Origin of the sequence: uncultured Acetobacterium sp. (assembly GCF_927416815.1) — a bacterium.
Lineage (GTDB): Bacteria > Bacillota > Clostridia > Eubacteriales > Eubacteriaceae > Acetobacterium.
In genome coordinates this window covers 21,863-41,808 of the sequence record NZ_CAKMJU010000020.1, presented here as the reverse complement: position 1 = coordinate 41,808, position 19,946 = coordinate 21,863, and the positions used below count along the sequence as shown (strand labels likewise).

At 42.0% G+C, this 19,946-nt stretch carries 14 protein-coding genes; 13 read left to right on the top strand and 1 reads right to left on the bottom strand.

The window, feature by feature from the left end:
- Window positions 1-2: 2 nt before the first annotated feature.
- A complete protein-coding gene (gene cls / locus QZ998_RS03210; protein WP_296557958.1) occupies window positions 3-1,466 on the bottom strand; it encodes a cardiolipin synthase in 1,464 nt (487 codons plus the stop codon).
- 518 nt (window positions 1,467-1,984) lie between these two features.
- On the opposite strand from cls, the gene raiA reads away from it, so the two are divergent.
- The 13 genes from raiA to dndE all read left to right on the top strand — a co-directional run bounded on the left by raiA (window position 1,985) and on the right by dndE (window position 19,945).
- Window positions 1,985-2,515 (top strand): ribosome-associated translation inhibitor RaiA, encoded by a 531-nt coding sequence (raiA, locus tag QZ998_RS03205; RefSeq protein ID WP_296557956.1) that lies wholly within the window; start codon window positions 1,985-1,987, stop codon window positions 2,513-2,515.
- A 245-nt stretch (window positions 2,516-2,760) separates the two neighbouring features.
- Window positions 2,761-4,461, top strand: a complete 1,701-nt coding sequence (locus tag QZ998_RS03200; protein WP_296557954.1) for a DUF5317 domain-containing protein — start codon at window positions 2,761-2,763, stop codon at window positions 4,459-4,461.
- Between the two features lie 375 nt (window positions 4,462-4,836).
- Window positions 4,837-7,347: a preprotein translocase subunit SecA gene (gene secA / locus QZ998_RS03195; RefSeq protein WP_296557952.1), complete on the top strand. Its 2,511-nt coding sequence runs from the start codon at window positions 4,837-4,839 to the stop codon at window positions 7,345-7,347.
- A 202-nt stretch (window positions 7,348-7,549) separates the two neighbouring features.
- Window positions 7,550-8,642 (top strand): peptide chain release factor 2 gene (prfB, locus tag QZ998_RS03190; RefSeq protein ID WP_296557950.1). Its coding sequence is split into 2 segments (ribosomal slippage): window positions 7,550-7,624 and window positions 7,626-8,642, totalling 1,092 coding nucleotides; the frame shifts between segments, so codons are not numbered across the junction.
- A 40-nt stretch (window positions 8,643-8,682) separates the two neighbouring features.
- Window positions 8,683-9,849 carry a homocysteine biosynthesis protein gene (locus QZ998_RS03185; RefSeq protein ID WP_296557948.1) on the top strand — a complete coding sequence of 389 codons (1,167 nt, stop codon included), beginning with the start codon at window positions 8,683-8,685 and terminating at the stop codon, window positions 9,847-9,849.
- The gene (locus QZ998_RS03180) at window positions 9,846-10,250 is read left to right on the top strand and encodes an NIL domain-containing protein (RefSeq protein WP_296557947.1); all 405 of its coding nucleotides are present in this window, start codon (window positions 9,846-9,848) and stop codon (window positions 10,248-10,250) included. Before QZ998_RS03185 ends, QZ998_RS03180 begins: the two co-directional genes overlap by 4 nt.
- Window positions 10,251-10,252: 2 nt before the next feature.
- Entirely contained in the window at window positions 10,253-10,981 is a 729-nt protein-coding gene (locus QZ998_RS03175; protein WP_296557946.1) for a UPF0280 family protein, read from the top strand.
- Window positions 10,982-11,028: 47 nt separating this feature from the next.
- On the top strand, window positions 11,029-13,395 hold the full coding sequence (locus tag QZ998_RS03170; protein WP_296557945.1) for a homocysteine S-methyltransferase family protein: 2,367 nt from the start codon (window positions 11,029-11,031) through the stop codon (window positions 13,393-13,395).
- A 155-nt stretch (window positions 13,396-13,550) separates the two neighbouring features.
- On the top strand, window positions 13,551-14,777 hold the full coding sequence (locus tag QZ998_RS03165; RefSeq protein ID WP_296557944.1) for an ATP-binding protein: 1,227 nt from the start codon (window positions 13,551-13,553) through the stop codon (window positions 14,775-14,777).
- Window positions 14,778-15,058: 281 nt separating this feature from the next.
- The gene (gene dndB / locus QZ998_RS03160) at window positions 15,059-16,114 is read left to right on the top strand and encodes a DNA sulfur modification protein DndB (protein WP_296557942.1); all 1,056 of its coding nucleotides are present in this window, start codon (window positions 15,059-15,061) and stop codon (window positions 16,112-16,114) included.
- Window positions 16,114-17,619, top strand: a complete 1,506-nt coding sequence (dndC, locus tag QZ998_RS03155; RefSeq protein WP_296557940.1) for a DNA phosphorothioation system sulfurtransferase DndC — start codon at window positions 16,114-16,116, stop codon at window positions 17,617-17,619. The genes dndB and dndC overlap by 1 nt, the downstream gene beginning before the upstream one ends.
- A complete protein-coding gene (gene dndD, locus QZ998_RS03150; protein ID WP_296557939.1) occupies window positions 17,616-19,550 on the top strand; it encodes a DNA sulfur modification protein DndD in 1,935 nt (644 codons plus the stop codon). Before dndC ends, dndD begins: the two co-directional genes overlap by 4 nt.
- Entirely contained in the window at window positions 19,547-19,945 is a 399-nt protein-coding gene (gene dndE / locus QZ998_RS03145) for a DNA sulfur modification protein DndE (RefSeq protein ID WP_296557937.1), read from the top strand. The genes dndD and dndE overlap by 4 nt, the downstream gene beginning before the upstream one ends.
- Window position 19,946 lies beyond the last annotated feature (1 nt).

The following is a 19,946-nucleotide window of genomic DNA, read 5'->3' as shown; positions in this document are numbered from 1 at the left end:
AATTAAAGCAGCGGTGAAAATAGCCGGGATATCGATTCTTTGACTTTGACCCGGCGGCTGCGGTTACGATAAAGTTCTTTGTTATAATAGGTGCATTTCTTAATATCTTCAACAAAGATCTTTTTGAGCTTGGTGGCAACCTTGCGGTCATAGATAAAGGCGTTGGTTTCAAAATTAAGCCTAAAGCTGCGGATATCAAAGTTACAGGAACCCACCGAACAGACGGAATCATCGACGACAATCGTTTTAGCATGAAGGAAGCCATTTTCATAGATGAAAATTTTAGCACCATATTCGATCAGCTCACCGACGTAGGCTAGCGTGACCCAGTAAATAAAAATATGATCGGGCTTGTTAGGGATCATGATCCGGACGTCGATACCCGATAACAGCGCGATTTTCAAAGCTTCGAGAATACTCTCATCCGGTACAAAATAGGGTGATTGAATCAGAATGTAATCCTCGGCGTTATTAATCATCCGCAGGAATCCCTGCTTAATTTGCTGGTTGATGTTGTCCGGGCCGCTCGAGACAATCTGGATGCCGACCCCGGGTTTTTGCGAGATGGTCGGAAAGTACTGGTTAAGCTTGCTATCATCAACAAGGAACTCTTCGCTGGAACTGGCTCGCCAGTCCAGTAGAAAACGATGTTGCAGTTCATAGGCGGCTGAGCCGACGACCTTTAAATGGGTATCCCGCCAGTATCCCATTTTTTTCTCCAGACCAAGGTATTCGTTACCAATGTTAAATCCACCGACAAAACCGATGACCCCGTCGATGATGACAATTTTACGGTGGTTACGGTAGTTAATCCGGAGATTGAGCATCTTAAACCGGGATGGGAAAAAAATACCGATCTTCCCGCCGGCGGACTCGAAACGGGCCAACGTTGAAGGGGGAATATATCGCCCGCCCATGGCATCAAAAAGCAGCCTTACTTCCACTCCCTCCAAGGCTTTCCGGGTCAGGGTATCAAAAAGTTTCATGGCCAGACTATCATTTTTAATAATGTAGTACTCCAGATGAATCGATGATTGGGCGTCTTCCATGGCGTGAAAAAGGGCGTCAAATTTCTGATAGCCATCGGTGAAAATATCCACCGTGTTATCATTGGTATAAAGGGATTCGCTGATATTTAAATGAAATTCGATCGAATGACGGTATTTTTCGATCGGACTATCCGGATCAATCGCGATAATTCGTGAAAGTGATCGTTGCTGTTGTCTTAATAAATGCTGATATTGAATATTTTCAGGGGTGTTATATCTGAAAATTTTGCGTTTGGTTAAATTCTGAGAAAAAAAGATATAAAACAAAAACCCGATAATTGGTACCATCCACAGGAATAATAACCAGGCATAGGTACTTTGAGGGTTTTTTCGTTCCAGAAAAATAATGGTGAATGTCAGCGTAATATTGATGATAAACATAATCGTTGTTAAGATTGCGGCAATACCCAATAACATAAAAACCTCCGGAAGTTTATTTCATCTATTATAACATAAAAGGTAATGAATGGAATAGTCTTGAAATGGAAGGTGTTGAATTTGATACTTGAAGGGTTAGCTATCGAATTTCACTTGACATTTTCGCGATCATGATCTTATAATAGACGTTGTCTCAGGTTTGTGGTTGAAAGTCGATGCCAGATGCAGGCGAAGCGATCCACGTAAGACAATTCAATAGAGAGTTGTTGATCATAGTGCGTCTTAGAAGTAAGTCCAGCCGGGTAGACCGAGAGAAGGAGTTGTGATGCGAACACTGAGCTAAACTTCCAGCTGGCGAGTGTGGGGTGAAAAACCAGGTCAACTGAGACAGCATTGTTAGAAAGAGCATCCTTTTAGATGATATTTTGTGACAAGAATTTGACACAAATGATTTTGACTAAAAGGGATTGGATTGGGTATAATAGGAATATACTTATCAAAACACTTTATGTTAAGTGTAAACGAGTAAGTTTGACCTTTTGAAAGGAGTTGTCGTTATGAGATTCACAATTTACGGAAAAAATATGCATGTATCAGAAGGTTTAAAAGAAACATTAAAAAAGAAGCTAGGTAAATTTGACCGTTACTTTGGTCAGGAAACAGAAGTGTACGCAACCTTTAGCAAAGAAAAAAATTATCAGATGCTGGAAGTAACTATTCCGGTGGGAAAAACCATTTTAAGGGCAGAAGTAAGATCTGAGGATATGGTGACATCGATTGAGGATGTTGTAAATAAACTTGAGGGTCAGCTCAGAAAACATAAAACAAAATTACAAAAACGTAATCAGGACGAAACAGCCAAATTCAATCTGGAAGGTATTGAAGGTGTTGAAGATGATACCTTCCAGCCTAAAGTTGTCCGAACTAAAAAATTTGCAGTCAAACCCATGAATGTAGACGAAGCGACCTTGCAAATGGAGTTGCTAGGACATGATTTCTTTGTATTCCTCAACGGTGATACCGATGATGTCAATGTTGTGTATATGAGAAAAGATGGGAATTATGGTTTAATCGAGCCGACTTTCTAAAAATTCTTAAGAAAAAGCGTAAATAATGACAGACACCCCTTGAAAAATAGTTTTAAGGGGTGTTTTTGATGGTATTATTTGATAAATTCAGTTTATTTTCAAATTTATACATTATTTAGGCATAAAGTTTTGACAGAACATTTCTTTTGTTTTAAAATAGACCTATATGCATTATTATCTAAGCATTTATATAGATAGGAACACCTAAGAACTGATTATAAATAAATAGTGGGGTTAAAACTAATATGTTAATACTTATTGCGATTATGTTAGGTTTTTTAATTGGAAAAATTCGAAGGGGAAGCCTCCGGGGTTTCAAAGTCAGAAAAATTTCCTTGTTACCGGTTGGGATTTTAGGGTTGGTGTTGCAAATTGCCTTGCATCTTTACATCTACACCGGCGGTATAACGCTGATTGAACCCTATCTGGAAATTGTGAATTTTGCCAGTTATATCCTGATCCTGGTCATGCTGGTATTTAATCTGGATGACTTCTGGGTTATTTTAATGGCCGTGGGGATTACCTCCAATTTTGTGGTGATTTTTATCAACGGCGGTCACATGCCTGTATCCCAGGGCGTCATTGATATTTTACCGGCAGTTTTTGGACAACAGATTACCCAGGGACTGAGTCCCATATATTCGCTGATTCAGCCCAATACCCTGTTATGGTTTTTAGGCATCAATCTGCCGATTCCAGTGCCTTTTATACCCCTACTTATGAGTCTCTATGGAGCGGTAGCCGGCATCACCGTTGGTACAATTGTAATGCTTATCGGTTTAATCGGATTTATTCAGTATGTGATGAACAAAAAAGCCTCGATCATGCACGATGAACGCAGTGAATATGGTGAAGATGAGGGGATTTTTGGTGATGAGGATGATAACGGAATCGATCGGGTATCGACGCATCAAAACAGCTATCAGGAAGGCTATGATGAACCAGAAGATGTCGATGAAGTTGAAGATGATTACTACCGTGATATGGCCGCTACTGGCGGTATTCGCGGCGATCGCGATGAAAATGACACGATTGCGATACCGACCGAAGGTTTTAAATCCAATCAATTGGCAGAATTAAAGGATAACGAGCAAACCAGACTAATTCCAGCAGATCTGGACGTGATTGATTCAGAAATTGGAACCGAAACCGAAGAAATTGTGATCAGTGGCAATGACTCCCAGGAGACCCGAATCATGGAACCGGTCGATGATGGAAGCACCAAGATTATCAGTAATATCCAGGAAGTTGGAAGCTATGTTAAGGGTGATAAAGAACTAGAAGCAGCCGATATGGAAGAGATTCTTAACAGTGATGATGCCGGCTTCTTCACCAAAAAATATTATGAGGAAAAACTAGCTGTTGAAAAAGAACGGCTGATTTTGCAAATGCGTGAAATTGAGTTAAACAAGGTGGCAAAATCCCTAAGTGATCCGGATGGCGAGCCCCACCCGGTTCCGGAATCGGATCTGAGAATTGTCGAAAGTTTTAAATTGACCGATCTTGACCAGCCCTTTGTTTTGCGCAGTGAATCCAATACCTATGATAGCGGCTTAAAAAGCAAGGATGAGGATGATCTGGAGTTCTCTGAAGATGAGATGCTTAATGTTTGGCAGCGACTCAATCTAGAAGACGAAAAACGAAAAGCAGCACGACGCAAACAATTGATGCGCGAAACCAGTAAGGAAGCGGAAACCCTGATCAACGGAACGCCCAGAGACGAGGTCGGTATCCCGCTCAAGGAAATTGAAGAGGTGACTGAATCCGTAGTCGGCCGGGTATACGAAAGCACCAGCGAAGATAAGGAAAAAATGCTGGCCAATATGGATGATGATGAACGCAAAGACTTTCAGCAAACCGTCGACGAAAGAAAACGAGCCGGCTATGAACTGGTTGAACTAAAATTGGATGGCAAAGATGTAGCCTTTTGGCGCAAGAAAAAATAAATTTCAGACTGTTAGAAAAGCTAACCCAGAACCGACAATTATTACATCATGTTGTGACCTAGGGGTCAGACCCTACGCTTCGGAGCGGACACGGCATCGCCTGTCTGATTCTTCGCGAAGGCAACGAGCCAATCATAAGCTTGCTTATAGTTGGCGACTGCCCGCGACCAATGCGAAAGGAGCGTAGCGAATTTCGCATGGCGCGGCGAACAACAGATTAACAATTGGTCGGGCCGGTAGTTTAGCGACAACCACGAGGGACTGTATAAAAAAATACAGTCCCTTTTGAATTATATAAAGTTTCATTAAAGAGATTATGCTATAATGAAGTTTAGTGTATAATTACAGCAAGAATGTTACAAAGGAGTGAATAGATTGGGAATTTTAGATCAAATATTTGATAGTAATAAAAAAGAATTAAAACGGATGCAAAAAAAGGTGGACCAGATTCTTGAGCTGGACAGCCGTTTCGCGGCGATGAGTGACGAAGAATTAAAAGGTCAAACGCCGATCTTAAAAGAACGACTGGCTCAAGGAGAAAGCCTTGATGATTTATTAGTGGAGGCCTTTGCGACGGTTCGTGAAACTGGCGCCCGGGTTCTGGGAATGAAGCATTTTCCGGTTCAGCTGCTCGGCGGCATGGCCCTTCACGAAGGCAATATTGCCGAAATGAAAACCGGGGAAGGTAAAACCCTGGTATCAACCCTGCCAGCCTACTTGAATGCCTTGGATGGCCGCGGCGTTTATATTGTTACCGTCAATGATTATCTGGCCAGGCGTGATAGTGAGTGGATGGGTCAAATTCATGATTTTTTAGGTCTTAAAGTAGGTCTGGTTGTCCATGGCTTGTCTTTTGCGGAAAAGCAGTATGCTTACGCCTGTGATATTACTTACGGAACCAATAATGAATTCGGTTTTGACTACCTCAGAGATAATATGGCCTCAGTCAAGGCTCAGCAGGTACAGCGGGAACTAAATTATGCGATCATCGATGAAGTTGACAGCGTCCTGGTTGATGAAGCCCGAACCCCGCTGATAATTTCTGGTAGCGGTGACAAAAGCACCAAGCTCTATGCTTTAGCCAACAGTTTTGCTAAGAGCCTGAAGGCAGATGACTATATTAAGGATGAAAAAGCAAAATCAGTGATGTTATCAGACGAAGGGGTCATCAAGGCAGAAAAATACTTTAACCTGACCAATCTGGCCGATATGGAAAACATGGAAATTTCCCATCATATCAACCAGGCGCTTCATGCCAATACGCTGATGTTTAAAGATCGCGATTATGTCGTGAAGGATGGCGAAATTATCATTGTTGATGAGTTCACCGGCCGACTAATGCCGGGACGTCGCTATTCTAATGGTCTGCACCAGGCCATTGAAGCCAAAGAAAATGTCAAGGTTAACCGGGAATCTAAAACGCTGGCGACCGTGACCTTTCAAAACTACTTTAGAATGTTTAATAAGCTTTCGGGGATGACTGGAACGGCCAAAACCGAAGAAGACGAGTTCCAGACCATCTATAATCTCAATGTTTTAACCATCCCGACCAATAAACCGCTGATTCGAGAAGATCTTAATGACTTGATTTATAAAAGTGAGCAAGGGAAGTACATCGCCGTGACTGAAGAGGTGAAACGGCGACATGCCACTGGCCAGCCGATTTTGATCGGGACTATTTCAATTGAAAAGTCGGAGTTGCTGAGTACCTATCTAAAACGTTCCGGGGTTAAGCATAATGTCTTAAATGCCAAATTCTTAGAAAAAGAAGCTGAAATTGTCGCCAATGCCGGTCAAAAAGACGCAGTAACCATATCAACCAATATGGCTGGTCGTGGGACTGATATTGTACTTGGCGAAGGTGTCATTGAATTGGGCGGGCTTCATATTCTCGGGACCGAACGCCATGAGAGTCGTCGGATTGACAATCAGCTCCGTGGTCGTGCCGGTCGTCAGGGCGATCCCGGTTCATCGCAATTCTTTGTCTCATTGGAAGATGACCTGATGCGGGTTTTTGGCTCGGAAAAAATCCAGGGCTTGGTCGAATCGATTGGTCTGGATGAGGAAACCCCGATCGAAAATAAAATGCTCACCCGCGGGATTGAGAATTCCCAGAAACGGGTTGAAGGTCGTAACTTTGATATCCGCAAGCATGTCCTGCAATATGATAATGTGATGAACCGTCAACGGGAACTGATTTACGAACAACGGCAACAGGTTATCGACGGTAAAGACATGGAAAATGAAATTTGGAGTATGACTGAAACCTTGATTAATGCTTATGTCAGCATGTATACCGGCGATGGCCAATACTATGATGATTGGGATCTGGAAGGCTTACATAAGCATCTGGAGGCTAACGTCCTGCCTAAGGAAAGCTTATCCCTGCCGGAAAAACCGGAAACTCGGGAAGCTTTGGTGGAAGCGATTCTTAGCGAGTGCCGAGACGTGCTGGCCGAGAAAAGAGCGCAACTGGGTGAAGAACAGCTTCAGAATATTGAACGGATGATCTTATTACGAAGCGTCGATGCCGCCTGGATGGAACATATCGACAATATGGAACAGCTCAAACAGGGGATTGGACTGCGTGCCTATGGACAGAATGATCCGGTTAAAGAATACACCAAAGAGGGCTTTGACATGTTTGACGACATGATCATGCGGATTCAGGAAGATACCGTGAAATACCTGTTCAACCTCAATATCCAGGTTGCTCCAGCTGGCGAAGAGCAGCCTAAAACGGTCGATTTCAGTCAGCTGAAGACCAACGAAAGTGAAATCGAGGGCAAACCGGCGGGTTCAGCCAGCGCTCACAATAAGGTCGGTCGAAATGATCCCTGTCCTTGCGGCAGTGGAAAAAAATACAAGAAATGCTGTGGCGCATAGCAATAATTAAGGTTGTCGCTAAACTACCGTACCGACCAATTGTTAATCTGTTGTTCGCCACGGAATCGGACAGGCTTTGCTGTGTCCGCTCCGATGCGTACAACATGATGTAACAATTGTCGGTACTGGGTTATCTTTTTTGACGATCTTAGATAATTTTCATAATTATTTAAACAATATAAATAGAAGGGGTGTGATCGTGATGATAGATTTGTATGAAGAAAAACAGATCATCAATGCAATGACGACGAAACTAAAAGAAATGGGGAATTCACTTTGACTTGCCACGGCTTGTCAAAGAATTGGAAGCGCTCGAGAAGAAAACCGAGAATCCCGAATTCTGGAATGATCAAAAAAGCGCGCAGCTTGTTTTAAAAGAGCAGAAGCTGATTAAAATAAAGGTCGATCATTTTAATGAGCTGGCAGAAGCCCTGGATGATATCATGGTGATGCTGGAATTGGCTGAAGAAGGGGAGCTTCTTGAAGGCTTTGGGTCAGCGATCAAGGAACTTGACGAGAAGCTCGATAATTTCCGGACCGAGACCCTGCTTTCTGGCGAATTTGACAGCAATAACGCGATTATTTCGCTCCATCCTGGGGCTGGCGGAACTGAGTCCCAGGATTGGGCCGCAATGCTACTAAGAATGTATACCAGGTGGGCTGAGAAGAAAAAATTCAAGGTTAAAACCCTGGATCTGCAACCTGGTGATGTGGCTGGCATCAAAAGTGTCACCCTGCTGGTTGAAGGGATTAATGCCTACGGCTACCTAAAAACCGAACGGGGAGTGCATCGACTGGTTCGGATCTCACCCTTTGACTCATCTGGCCGCCGCCATACCTCCTTTGCCTCGCTGGATGTGATGCCCGAGGTCGATGAATCGCTAGAAATTGAAATATTACCAGAAGAGATTCGGGTTGACACCTTTCGCTCAAGTGGCGCTGGCGGGCAGCATGTCAACACCACCGATTCGGCCATTCGAATTACGCATTTGAAAACCGGGATTGTCGTTCAGTGTCAAAACGAACGGTCACAGCACCAGAATAAAGAGGTGGCGATGAACATGCTAAAAGGTAAGTTGGTCGAAATCATGGAACAGGAAAAGATGGATCACATCGATGATATCAAGGGTGATTACAGCCAGATTGCCTGGGGCAGTCAAATCCGTTCCTATGTGTTTCATCCTTACAACATGGTCAAAGATCACCGCACCAATGTCGAAGTAGGCAATGTCGGCAGTGTCATGGATGGTGACCTGGACGGCTTTATGAACGCCTATCTCAATACCATGGTGTAACGTAAAAAACTGTATAAATTAAGAATTGTTGGAGGGGAAAATGGCAAAGAGCTATCAGGAAATTAATGAAAAAATCGCCCGCGGCGAGGCTGTCGTTGTCACTGCTGAAGAAGTCATCGCGATCGTTAAAGAACGGGGCCTTAAAGAAGCGGCACAATATGTAGACGTGGTTACAACTGCGACCTTTGGACCAATGTGCTCGTCCGGCGCCTTTTTAAATTTTGGACACGCGGATCCACCGATCCGGATGGGTCAGATCACGATCAATGGGGTTGAAGCCTATGGCGGTCTGGCCGCTGTGGATACCTATCTGGGAGCAACCCAACCATCCCAGGATAAAGGCATTGAGTATGGCGGGGCACATGTAATCAGTGACCTGATCGCCGGCAAAGCGGTGCATCTGTTGGCAAAATCTCAGGGAACCGACTGTTATCCCAGAAAGGAAATTGATACCTGGGTGAAACTGGAGGATTTAAATGAAGCCTATCTGTTTAATCCCAGAAATGTTTATCAGAATTATAATGCCGCGATCAATGGCTCCAGTGAGCGGCTATATACCTACATGGGGATTCTACAACCGAATATGGGCAATATCACCTATAGCACTGCCGGGGAATTAAGTCCGCTCCTCAATGATCCCCTGCTTAAGACCATCGGCATGGGCACCCGGATCTTTTTTGGCGGCGCCCAGGGCCATGTCTCCTGGATGGGAACCCAATTTAATAGCGCCTGTCCGCGCGATGAAAAGGGCTATCCCCAGACCCCCGGTGCGACCCTGGCGCTAATTGGAAACATGAAAGAAATGAATCCCAAATATATTCGTGGCGCTGTTTATGAAGGTTATGGTACTTCGATGTTTGTCGGTGTGGGAATCCCGATTCCGATTCTCAATGAGGAAATGATGGCCTTTGTAGCGGTTGAAAATAAGGATCTTTACACCAATGTGATTGACTACAGTGTCCCTAAAAAAGCGAAGCCGAGCCTAAAAAAAGTCTCTTATGCCGAGCTCAGAAGCGGAGCAGTCGATATTAATGGCAAAATTATCAAAACTTCACCGCTATCCAGTCTGAAAATGGCCAGAGAGATTGCCGATGAACTGGGCAACTGGATTAAAAAAGGTCAGTTTTTCCTGCAGGAACCGATTCAGAGCTTCCCTCAGGGAAATGCCATTAAGGGGCTGGAGATCAAAGAAGGAGAATCGCGATGATGACAAAAAAAATACTCTTATCCTTTCCGCAAAAGGCTGCCGGTCAACCGATGGCGATGGAACTGATTAAAACCTACCATCTCGATTTTAGTATTCTTAAGGCCTTTATCGATGATAATATTAAGGGAACCCTGCTGCTGGAAATTAAAGGCTCAGAAGCGGATATCGAAGCTGGGATTGTTTATTTAAGAGAACACCAGATTGGCGTCAGAGACATCGAATCAGTGGTTGAGGTGGATCAGGCTAAGTGTGTTTCCTGTGGCGCCTGTACTGCGGTCTGTGCTGTCGATGCCCTGGAAATGACAGCTGACTGGTCGCTAGTCCATCACGACGACAAATGTCTGGAGTGTATGCTGTGCGTAAAAGCCTGTCCGATGCGCGCCATCCATGCGATTATCTGAAGATGTTTGAACCGCGAACCTATCGAAATGAGATGAAAGCCGAGGATCTGGATTATTTCCAGATCCTCGAATTTGAATCCGACCTTTTTATTGGGGTCGATCAGGGCACCATCACCCCGCAACTAACCGAGCGACTAAAAAAAGAGCTCCACAGGCTACGCCAAACGATTGTCAATTATAATCACGATGAGCCAGATTTTATAAAATCACTAACACCGTTAGAATTAAGCCCCCATTCGCCGCCAATCGTTATAGATATGTTAAAAGCTGGAAAAACAGCCGGGGTGGGACCGATGGCGGCGGTGGCTGGCGCTGTCTCAAAGTATATCGGCAGGATGCTAAAGCACTATTCAAGCGAAATTGTCGTGGAAAACGGCGGAGATCTGTTTATTCAGACAAAAAAAGAGCGGCGAATTGCCCTCCACACCGGAAATTTGCATTTTGCTGAGCTGGGCTTAAAAATAAAACCCCGGGAAAATCCTCTGGGAGTCTGCACCTCATCTGGGATCATCGGTCATTCCCTGAGCTTTGGTAAGGCTGATGCGGTCACCGTCATCAGTGAAAACATTCCCCTGGCCGATGCTGTCGCGACGGCGCTAGGCAATCGGATAAAAAAACCGGAAGATGTGAAAAATGGTCTTTCCTGGGTAAAAAACATAACAGGGATCCTAGGCGTTCTGATTATTATTGACGATCAATTGGGTGCCTGGGGTGAAATTGAATTATGTTAGATAATTTTATTAAATACGTAACCTTTATCTAAAGGAAAGGAAAAGCAATGAAACTAGAAGAAATACTCAAAAGTAAACGGCTGTATCTTGATGGGGCAATGGGGAGTTTGCTTCAGCATCAATTGGAATCAATTGGAGCGGTTCCGGAAGCCTTAAACCTGACCGATCCTGAACTAATTAAAGGGATTCACCAATTATACATGGATGCCGGTGCCAACATTATTCTTTCCAATACCTTTGGGGTGAATGGTTACAAGTTAAAGGGCAGTGCTTATACGGTCGCACAGTTGGTTACGGCTGGTGTCAAGAATGTCAAATCTTTAAATCCCGATTTTACGGCACTGGATGTAGGGCCGCTGGGGACGCTAATCGGCGCCCTGGGAGAGGTGTCCTTTGACCAAGCCGTTGATTATTTCAAGGAAATTATTCAAGCCGGGGATCAAGCCGGAGCGGATTTAATCATCATCGAAACGATGACCGATATCTGTGAAGCCCGGGCAGCCCTGATTGCCGCCAAGGAAGTCTCGGATTTACCGGTAATTGTATCAATGACCTATGAAGAGAATAGCCGCACCCTAACCGGTAGTGATGCCTTAACGGTGGTTGCCATCCTGGAAGGACTTGGCGCCGACGCCATCGGCATTAATTGCTCCACCGGACCGGATGCGATGCTGCCGATTATTAAAGATCTGATTCGCTATGCCTCGGTACCGCTGATGGTCGAACCCAATGCCGGCTTGCCGCAGATGAAAGATGGACAAACCGTCTATGACATCAGCATCGATCAGTTTACCGATTATATGGTCCAAATTGCTGAAATGGGCGCCTTGATTTTGGGCGGCTGCTGTGGCACTACGCCAGACTATATCAAAAAAATGAAGCAGGCTACGAAAGATCTGCCGCTTTATAAGGTAACCGACAAAGGTTTTACAGCAGTGTCGTCCAGCACCAAAACGATTATCCTCGGCGAGGATATCGATATTATTGGCGAATGCATCAATCCCACCACCAATCCAGTGCTCAAGGCATCGCTACGGCAGGGTCAACTCTCAGTCGTAAGCCAATTGGCCGTCGATCAAAAAAAAGACGGGGCAAGTATTCTGGATATCAATCTCGGGTTACCGGATATTGATGAACTGGCGATGATGCAGGAGGCGGTTGATACGGTCAGCCGATTAGTCGATTGTCCGCTGCAGATTGATTCTTCCAATCCGGAAGTTATCGAAGCGGTCTTGCGGACCTATCCCGGCAAGGCGATCATTAATTCGGTTAATGGCAAAAAATCATCGATGGATAAGATCTTTCCGATTGCTAACAAATACGGGGCCTTAGTCCTAGGGCTAACGATGGACGAAAGTGGGATTCCCAGTCTGGCTAATGATCGTTTTGCGATTGCTGAAAAGATCATCAAAACGGCCCAGTCCCACGGCATCAGTAAAAAAAATATTCTGATTGACGCCCTGGTGTTAACCGCCTCAGCCCAACAGGCAGAAGTTCGGGAAACCATCAAAACCCTGGAAAAGCTTCGCGCTGAGCTGGGGGTGCCGACGGTTCTGGGGGTTTCTAATATTTCCTTTGGCCTGCCCAACCGCGAACTCTTAAATCGGACCTTTTTAGCCATGGCTCTAGAAGCCGGACTGACCACCCCGATTATCAACCCCAGTGATCAGGAAATGATGGACACCATCAAAGCATTCCGGGCGCTCTGGGGTTTAGATAGCCAGTGTATTGCTTATGCCAACGCCTATAAAGACAGCAGCTTTGGCACGGTCAAATCAGAAACGGCCAAAGCCGCCCTGAGCCTAAAGGAAATCATTGAAGATGGGCTCACTGATCAGGCGGCCGAAGTGACCCGGACACTACTTAACAGCAGACAACCCCTGGATATTGTCAACAACGAGATCGTCCCCGCTCTTGATGCCGTCGGAGATGCCTTTGAAACGGGTCAATGTTTCTTACCCCATCTGATTTTTGCGGCCGAGACGGCCCAAAAAGCCTTTGAAGTGATTAAAGAAACGATGCTAAAGGATGGTCAGATGCAGGTGGCCAAAGGAAAAATTATTTTAGCCACGGTTGAGGGCGATGTCCATGATATTGGCAAGAATATTCTCAAGGTTATCTTAGAAAATTATGGTTACGAAATCCTTGATCTCGGCAAGGATGTCAAGGCCGAAGCGATAATTGCGACCATTCAGGCAGAAGATATAAAACTGGTGGGTCTTAGCGCCCTGATGACAACAACCGTTAAAAATATGCAAAAAATCATCACAGAAATCAAGGCCGGCTGTCCGGCCACCACCATCATGGTTGGCGGGGCAGTATTAAACCCCGAATATGCCAAAACCATCGGCGCCGATTATTACGGCAAAGACGCCCGCGAAGGCGCCAGCATTGCCAAAATGGTGTTTGAATAAAAGCATATTTGAATAAAATAAAAACGGCTAAACCATCATTTTGGTTTAGCCGTTTTTAAATACATAATAATATTAGGCTTGCATGCTTGATTATCGCCAGCTTTTCGGCTAAAATAGGAGTGTGATATATTTTAGCCGAAAGGAGCAATGTAACAATGTATATTAAAAGAAATATGGAGCATGTGTTTCTCTCATTAAACCAGCAATATCCGGCCATTTTGATTACCGGTCCCCGTCAGGTTGGAAAAACAACCATGCTGCAAGAACTCATGAAGATTGAAGGTCGAAGCAGACATTATGTCTCATTGGATGATCTTAATGAAAGATCATTGGCCAAGTCAGATCCAGCGATGTTCTTTCAACTTCACAAACCGCCTGTTTTCATCGATGAGGTTCAGTATGCGCCAGAGCTTTTCACCTATATCAAAATGAGTATTGATCAAAACCATAAGGCCGGTGATTTTTGGATGACTGGCTCCCAGCTTTTTAAGCTGATGAGTGGGGTTCAAGAATCCTTGGCAGGGCGGGTGGCGTTGCTTCATCTTTCAACCCTTTCGCAACAGGAAATTTATAATCAGCCAGAAGGGGTGTTTACCCTTGATTTTGAGGTTTTGTACGAACGGCAGAAGCGTATTGGCTCAGTCAGTACCCCGCAAATTTTTAACCGGATATTTCGAGGCGGGATGCCGGCCCTGGTCAGTAAGCGATATGAGGATCGCAATATTTTTTATTCCAGCTACATTAATACCTATCTGGAAAGGGACGTAAGAGATTTATCGGGTTCCATCGATTCGCTTAAATTTCTGAGATTTATTACCACAGTGGCAGCTCGATCCTCTCAAATGGTGAATTACAAGGGGATCTCCGATGACTGTGACATCGATCAGATAACGGCAAAAAACTGGCTTCGGATCTTAGAAACCCTGGGGATTATTTTTTATTTGCACCCTTATTCAAATAACGTTTTAAAACGAACAGTAAAAACGCCAAAACTGTATTTTTATGATACCGGATTAGTCTGTTATCTGACAAAATGGAGCAGTGCCGAAACAGCTATGAATGGTGCGAGTAGTGGCGCTCTCCTGGAAAACTATGCCGTTAGCGAAATTCAGAAGAGTTTTCAAAATGAGGGGCGGGAATCATTTTTATATTATTATCGCGACAAAGACGCCAAAGAAATCGATCTGATTATGGAAGGTGACGGCAAACTCTATCCAATCGAAATTAAAAAAACTGCCACGCCATTAAAAAAAATGACTCAAAATTTTTCAGTTATTGATAAATCGCCCTTTCTTCGTGGCGCTGGTGCTGTGCTTTGCATGGCCGAAAAACTAAGTGCCTTTGACAGCGAGAATCTGATTATCCCGATTGGGTTGATTTAGGGTTGAAAAGATGGCTGTAGTAATTAACGACAATCTAATAATAACAAATAAGATCTTTGTATTGAAAAAGAACATAATTCATTATCGTTTCAAAAGAGTATTTTTGCATAGGGATGCCTTTAAATATCTAAAGAGATTTCTGATTATCATTGACATAAGATATTATACTTGAGGCACAAGGTAATTTGCAATTGACGATAAATGGAAGTTAATGTATAATACTTCCATACATAAATATGCGAAATTCCAATATAAATTTTGAAACTTTCAAAGGAGATGTCGTGGAAAATACTGAGATATTTTTTGAACTTCCGGCAATTAAAGGGATGCAGGCTGGAAGACCATATTATGTGACGATGTGCCCTTTGCATCTAGTTGCGAAAATATTCACTTTTACTGATAACTCACTTCCGCCTGAAATGCGAGTGCAAAGAGTTTTGAATAAACAAAGAATTCCAGAGATGCGAGACTATATTTTGAACAATAGAGATAATTATGTGTTTTCTGCTCTGACAGCATCTGTAGATGGCGAGCTACTATTTGAATCGGAGGGAATAAGTAATTCAGTTGGTCAATTGAGAATACCTATAAATTCGCGTATAATCATTAATGATGGACAGCATCGGAGAGCGGCAATTGAAGCTGTTCTAGAAGAGTGTCCAGATTTGCGACACGAAGATATATCGATTGTTTTATATTATGATTTAGGGTTAGATCGTTCTCAGCAAATGTTTACAGATTTGAATCGACATGCTATAAGACCAACAAAGTCGTTGAATATACTATATGATAATCGCGATATTTTTTCTATTATGATAAAAGAATGCATTTTAAAAATACCAATGTTTAATGGAAGTGTTGAAAATGAAAAGACATGTATTTCAAATAGATCAAAAGAACTTTTTACCTTAAGCGGCATATTTCATGCATCTAAACTATTATTTCAGAAACAATATCATGTTGATACTGAGTCACAGAGTATAATTACTGCTTATTGGAATGCGGTAGCAAGTAATATGCTTATTTGGCAGAAAGCAAAAGATCGTGTCATGACGCCAGATTTTTTTCGTCAAACGTACATCTGTGCCCATGCTATTACGTTAAAAGCATTAGGTGAAGTTGGACGTGTTTTGATTTCAAATTGTTCGGATCAGTCAAAATGGAGTGATAAGCTCCAATTTTTACAAAGTATAAATTGGAATAAAGAGAGTCCTGATTTACAAGGGCTAGTAATAATAAATGGTCGGATCGCATCATCGCAAATCAATCAAAAAGCTTTTTTTGAGTATATTCTAAGCAAAGCTGATTGGGATTTTACTTCAGAAAGGATTGACTAATGAGTATATCAAAAAGCAAAGTGAATGAGCTTCAAGATATCATTCGCAAATTATATCTTGAAGATAGTGTTCCTTGGGTAATAGGCTACTCTGGAGGAAAGGACAGCACAGCCACATTGCAACTTGTGTGGATGGCACTTTTAGGGTTACCAGCTGAGCAGCGTAATCATAAAGACGTACATGTTATTAGTACCGATACATTGGTAGAATCACCTATTGTTGCCAAGTGGGTGGAAAATTCACTTAAAAAAATGAGCGAACAAGCGAAGGTTGATGATATACCTATAGTACCTCATAGACTGATTCCTGATTATAACGACACTTTTTGGGTCAATTTACTGGGTCGTGGTTATCCCTATCCTCGACCAACTATGCGTTGGTGTACGGATCGTTTGAAAATCAAACCAGCTAATACATTTGTCCAAAATGTTGTGTCTGCATATGGCGAGGCAATTCTTGTGCTTGGAACACGAAAAGCTGAGAGTTCGAATCGGGCAAGAACAATGAAGTACTATGAAAATATGCGCGTTCGAGATTATTTGAGTCCGAATGGTTCGATGCAAAATGAACTTGTTTTCACTCCTCTGGAAGACTGGTCTGACGATGATGTATGGTATTTACTAATGCAATATAAAAATCCATGGGGTCACTCAAATAAGGATTTGCTTTCAATGTATAAGGGGGCAACGGCCGATAACGAATGTCCTTTAGTTATAAATACTGACACACCTAGTTGTGGAAAAAGCCGTTTTGGTTGTTGGGTCTGCACACTTGTCGAAAAAGACAAAAGTATGGCTGCCATGATTATAAATGACAGTGAGAAGGAGTGGATGTCATCACTACTTAATTTGCGCAATTATATAGGAAACCCAGAACTTGATCGCGAGCGTCGTGATTTTCGACGAATGACAGGAAAAGTACATTTGTTTCGTGGGCGTCTTGTACATGGGCCTTATAAAAAAGAAGTGAGAGAAGAATGGCTTAGAATGCTTTTGGAAGTTCAAAGGGATATTAACCAAAATGGGCCGGATAATTTTCGTAATCTTGAACTTATTTCAAATGAAGAACTTAATCGTATTCGTCAAATATGGCTTGATGAAAAACATGAATTTGATGATTCTTTACCTGTTATCTACAAAGATGTGATAGGTACTCCATTAGAAAAACAACTTACAATATTAGATTTATCATTTGGAAAGACTGAGTGGGAACTCTTGGAAGAAGTATGCCAGGATAAATATCCAAATAAAGAACTTCTTTTTGAAATGGTAACAAGTATTATTGATGTGGAAAGTAAATCAGCATATATGAAAAATCGTCACGGAATTCTAACATCAATTGAAACACTGATCAGACGCAGTTTTTATCAGGATGAAGAAGATGCTTTAGCTTATGCAATTGAGAAAATTGTGCGCAAAAAAAAGCTTGGTGCTGTATATGACACAAAGGCTGGGATAGAAGATAATCTGCTTGACTTATTTGAGACCGGAGAGGACGCAATATGAAGATAAGCAAACTAACTCTCCACAATTTTGGAATATACGCAGGAACTAACAAGCTCGATTTGCAGAGTAAGAAACCTGTGGTTCTAATTGGTGGAATGAACGGACGTGGAAAAACTACAATATTAGAAGCGATACTTTTAGCTTTTTATGGAAGAAGATCTTTTATGTATGAAGAAAGTGGGCTTTCTTTTTCGAAATATCTTAAGCAGTTTATAAATAAATCCGATGGTGAGAAATCTGCAAGGATAGAGTTAGAATTCAATAATAATCAGCAAACATATTGCGTAATTCGCAACTGGTGTTTAAATACTAAAACACCAGCTTTCAAAACAATTGTGACGAAAAATGGAAGTTATGAGAAACTTCTATCTGAAGAATGGGATCTATTTATTGAAGAAATGTTGCCAAGTGCAGTTGCGCCATTCTTTTTCTTTGATGGTGAGAAAATTTCTGATTTAGCGAATACTGATGATGACGAGTACATGAAGGATTCAATTAAATCACTATTAGGCATTAATATTGTTGAAACAGCTATTGAAGATATCCAAAAAATTATAAAAAGCAAATTTAAACAGTCAAAAGAAGACAATTATCACATAAATGAAATTGAGGAATTTGATAAAAAATTGGTTGATGCCGATATAGCGTTGAAATTAGCAAAAGAGGAGTCGGGATTGCTGGATGCAAAATCTATACAAATTGAAAATAAACTCAAAAACGCTGAGAATAAATTCACATTGGTAGGTGGAGAACTCGCAAAAAAAAGAAGCGCATTATTGGCGAAAAAGGCTCATTTGATAGGAAAGATCGAGCAAATTAATAGTCGGATTTTTGAAATGACAGCCGGCGATTTACCTTTGCTTATGACCATGCCATTACTTAATAAAATATATAAAGTTACGTCTGTTGAAAAAGAACAACGTCAGATTCAGACTGTTTTAGAGAAATTACCATCATTATTCCAAGAGTATGATGCAATCAATCATCTATATCACAATATGGATGATTTTCTTGACTATGTAAAAAATGTCTGTAGCGAGACTGCTCCAATTTACAATATTACTGACAGTTGTAATTCTAGAATACAAATCCTGTGCTCAACTATACTTAAAAATCAAAGGCAAAAGGTTGTCGAAGTTTTATCTGAACGCAACCAACTTCTTGCGGAGATAGTGGAAATTGAAAATCATCTTTCCATCAAAGTTGATGAGAAAGATGTTGAAGTTGCGTATAAAAACATTATAGATCTTACCAGTCAGCTTGCAACGCTTAATGAACAATTACGTTCTGCAAGATTAATTGAAGCGGACTGTAATAAAAAATATGAGAGATTGAGACATCAACAAGTGCAGATTATTGAGAAAACAGTAGGCGTTATGGAAGTTTTGGATGACGTTGAGCGTACAATACGCTATGCTGGTTTTTCTATTGATGTTTTTCAAGAGTACAAAAAACGCTTGCAATCCAAAAAAATAGATGTGCTAGCTTCAACAATGAGCGATTGTTTTAAAAAATTAGTGTCAAAAGAGAAGTTGCTTGATCGAATTAAAATTGATCAAAACACTTTGAAATTCCATTATTACAATGATAGTGGTGAAGAAATAGGATATTCCTCTTTTTCAGCAGGAGAAAAGCAGCTCCTTGTGATTGCGATGCTATGGGCACTTGGCAAATGCTCGAAAAAAGAATTCCCGATTATTATTGATACTCCTCTGGCACGATTAGATAGTGTTCACAGAAAGGCATTAGTCACGAATTATTTTCCTGCAGCAAGCGAACAGATGATATTACTTTCTACTGATGAAGAGATCTATGGTAATTTATATCGAACACTATCACCATGCATTGATCAAGAATATACCTTGAAATATGATGAAGAAAAGAAAAGTACGTCTATTGAGACCGGATACTTTGGAGGTACGTTAAAATGATTGTAAAACAAGTTACATTACCAAATCAGTCTAAAGATAAACTTTCGCGTTTAAAAGGAAAAACTGGAATACAGAATTGGAATACATTATGCCGATGGGCACTTTGTTTCTCTCTTTCTGAGAAATCAATCCCGTCCGATTTTGAGCTAGTATCAGATAGTAACATCGAAATGTCATGGCTCACTTTTGCTGGTGAAAATCATGAAATCTATGAGGCTTTAATTCGAGCAAGATGCATTGAAGATGGGTTGCCAGTAGATGAGGATACACTTGCTAAATATTTTAAACTTCACCTAAATCGAGGAATTGCTTATCTCGCGGGTACAAATGTGATAAGATCTATTGATGATTTGATCAAACTGGCGTTGGAAAAAAGTTCAGACAAGGAGGAATAAC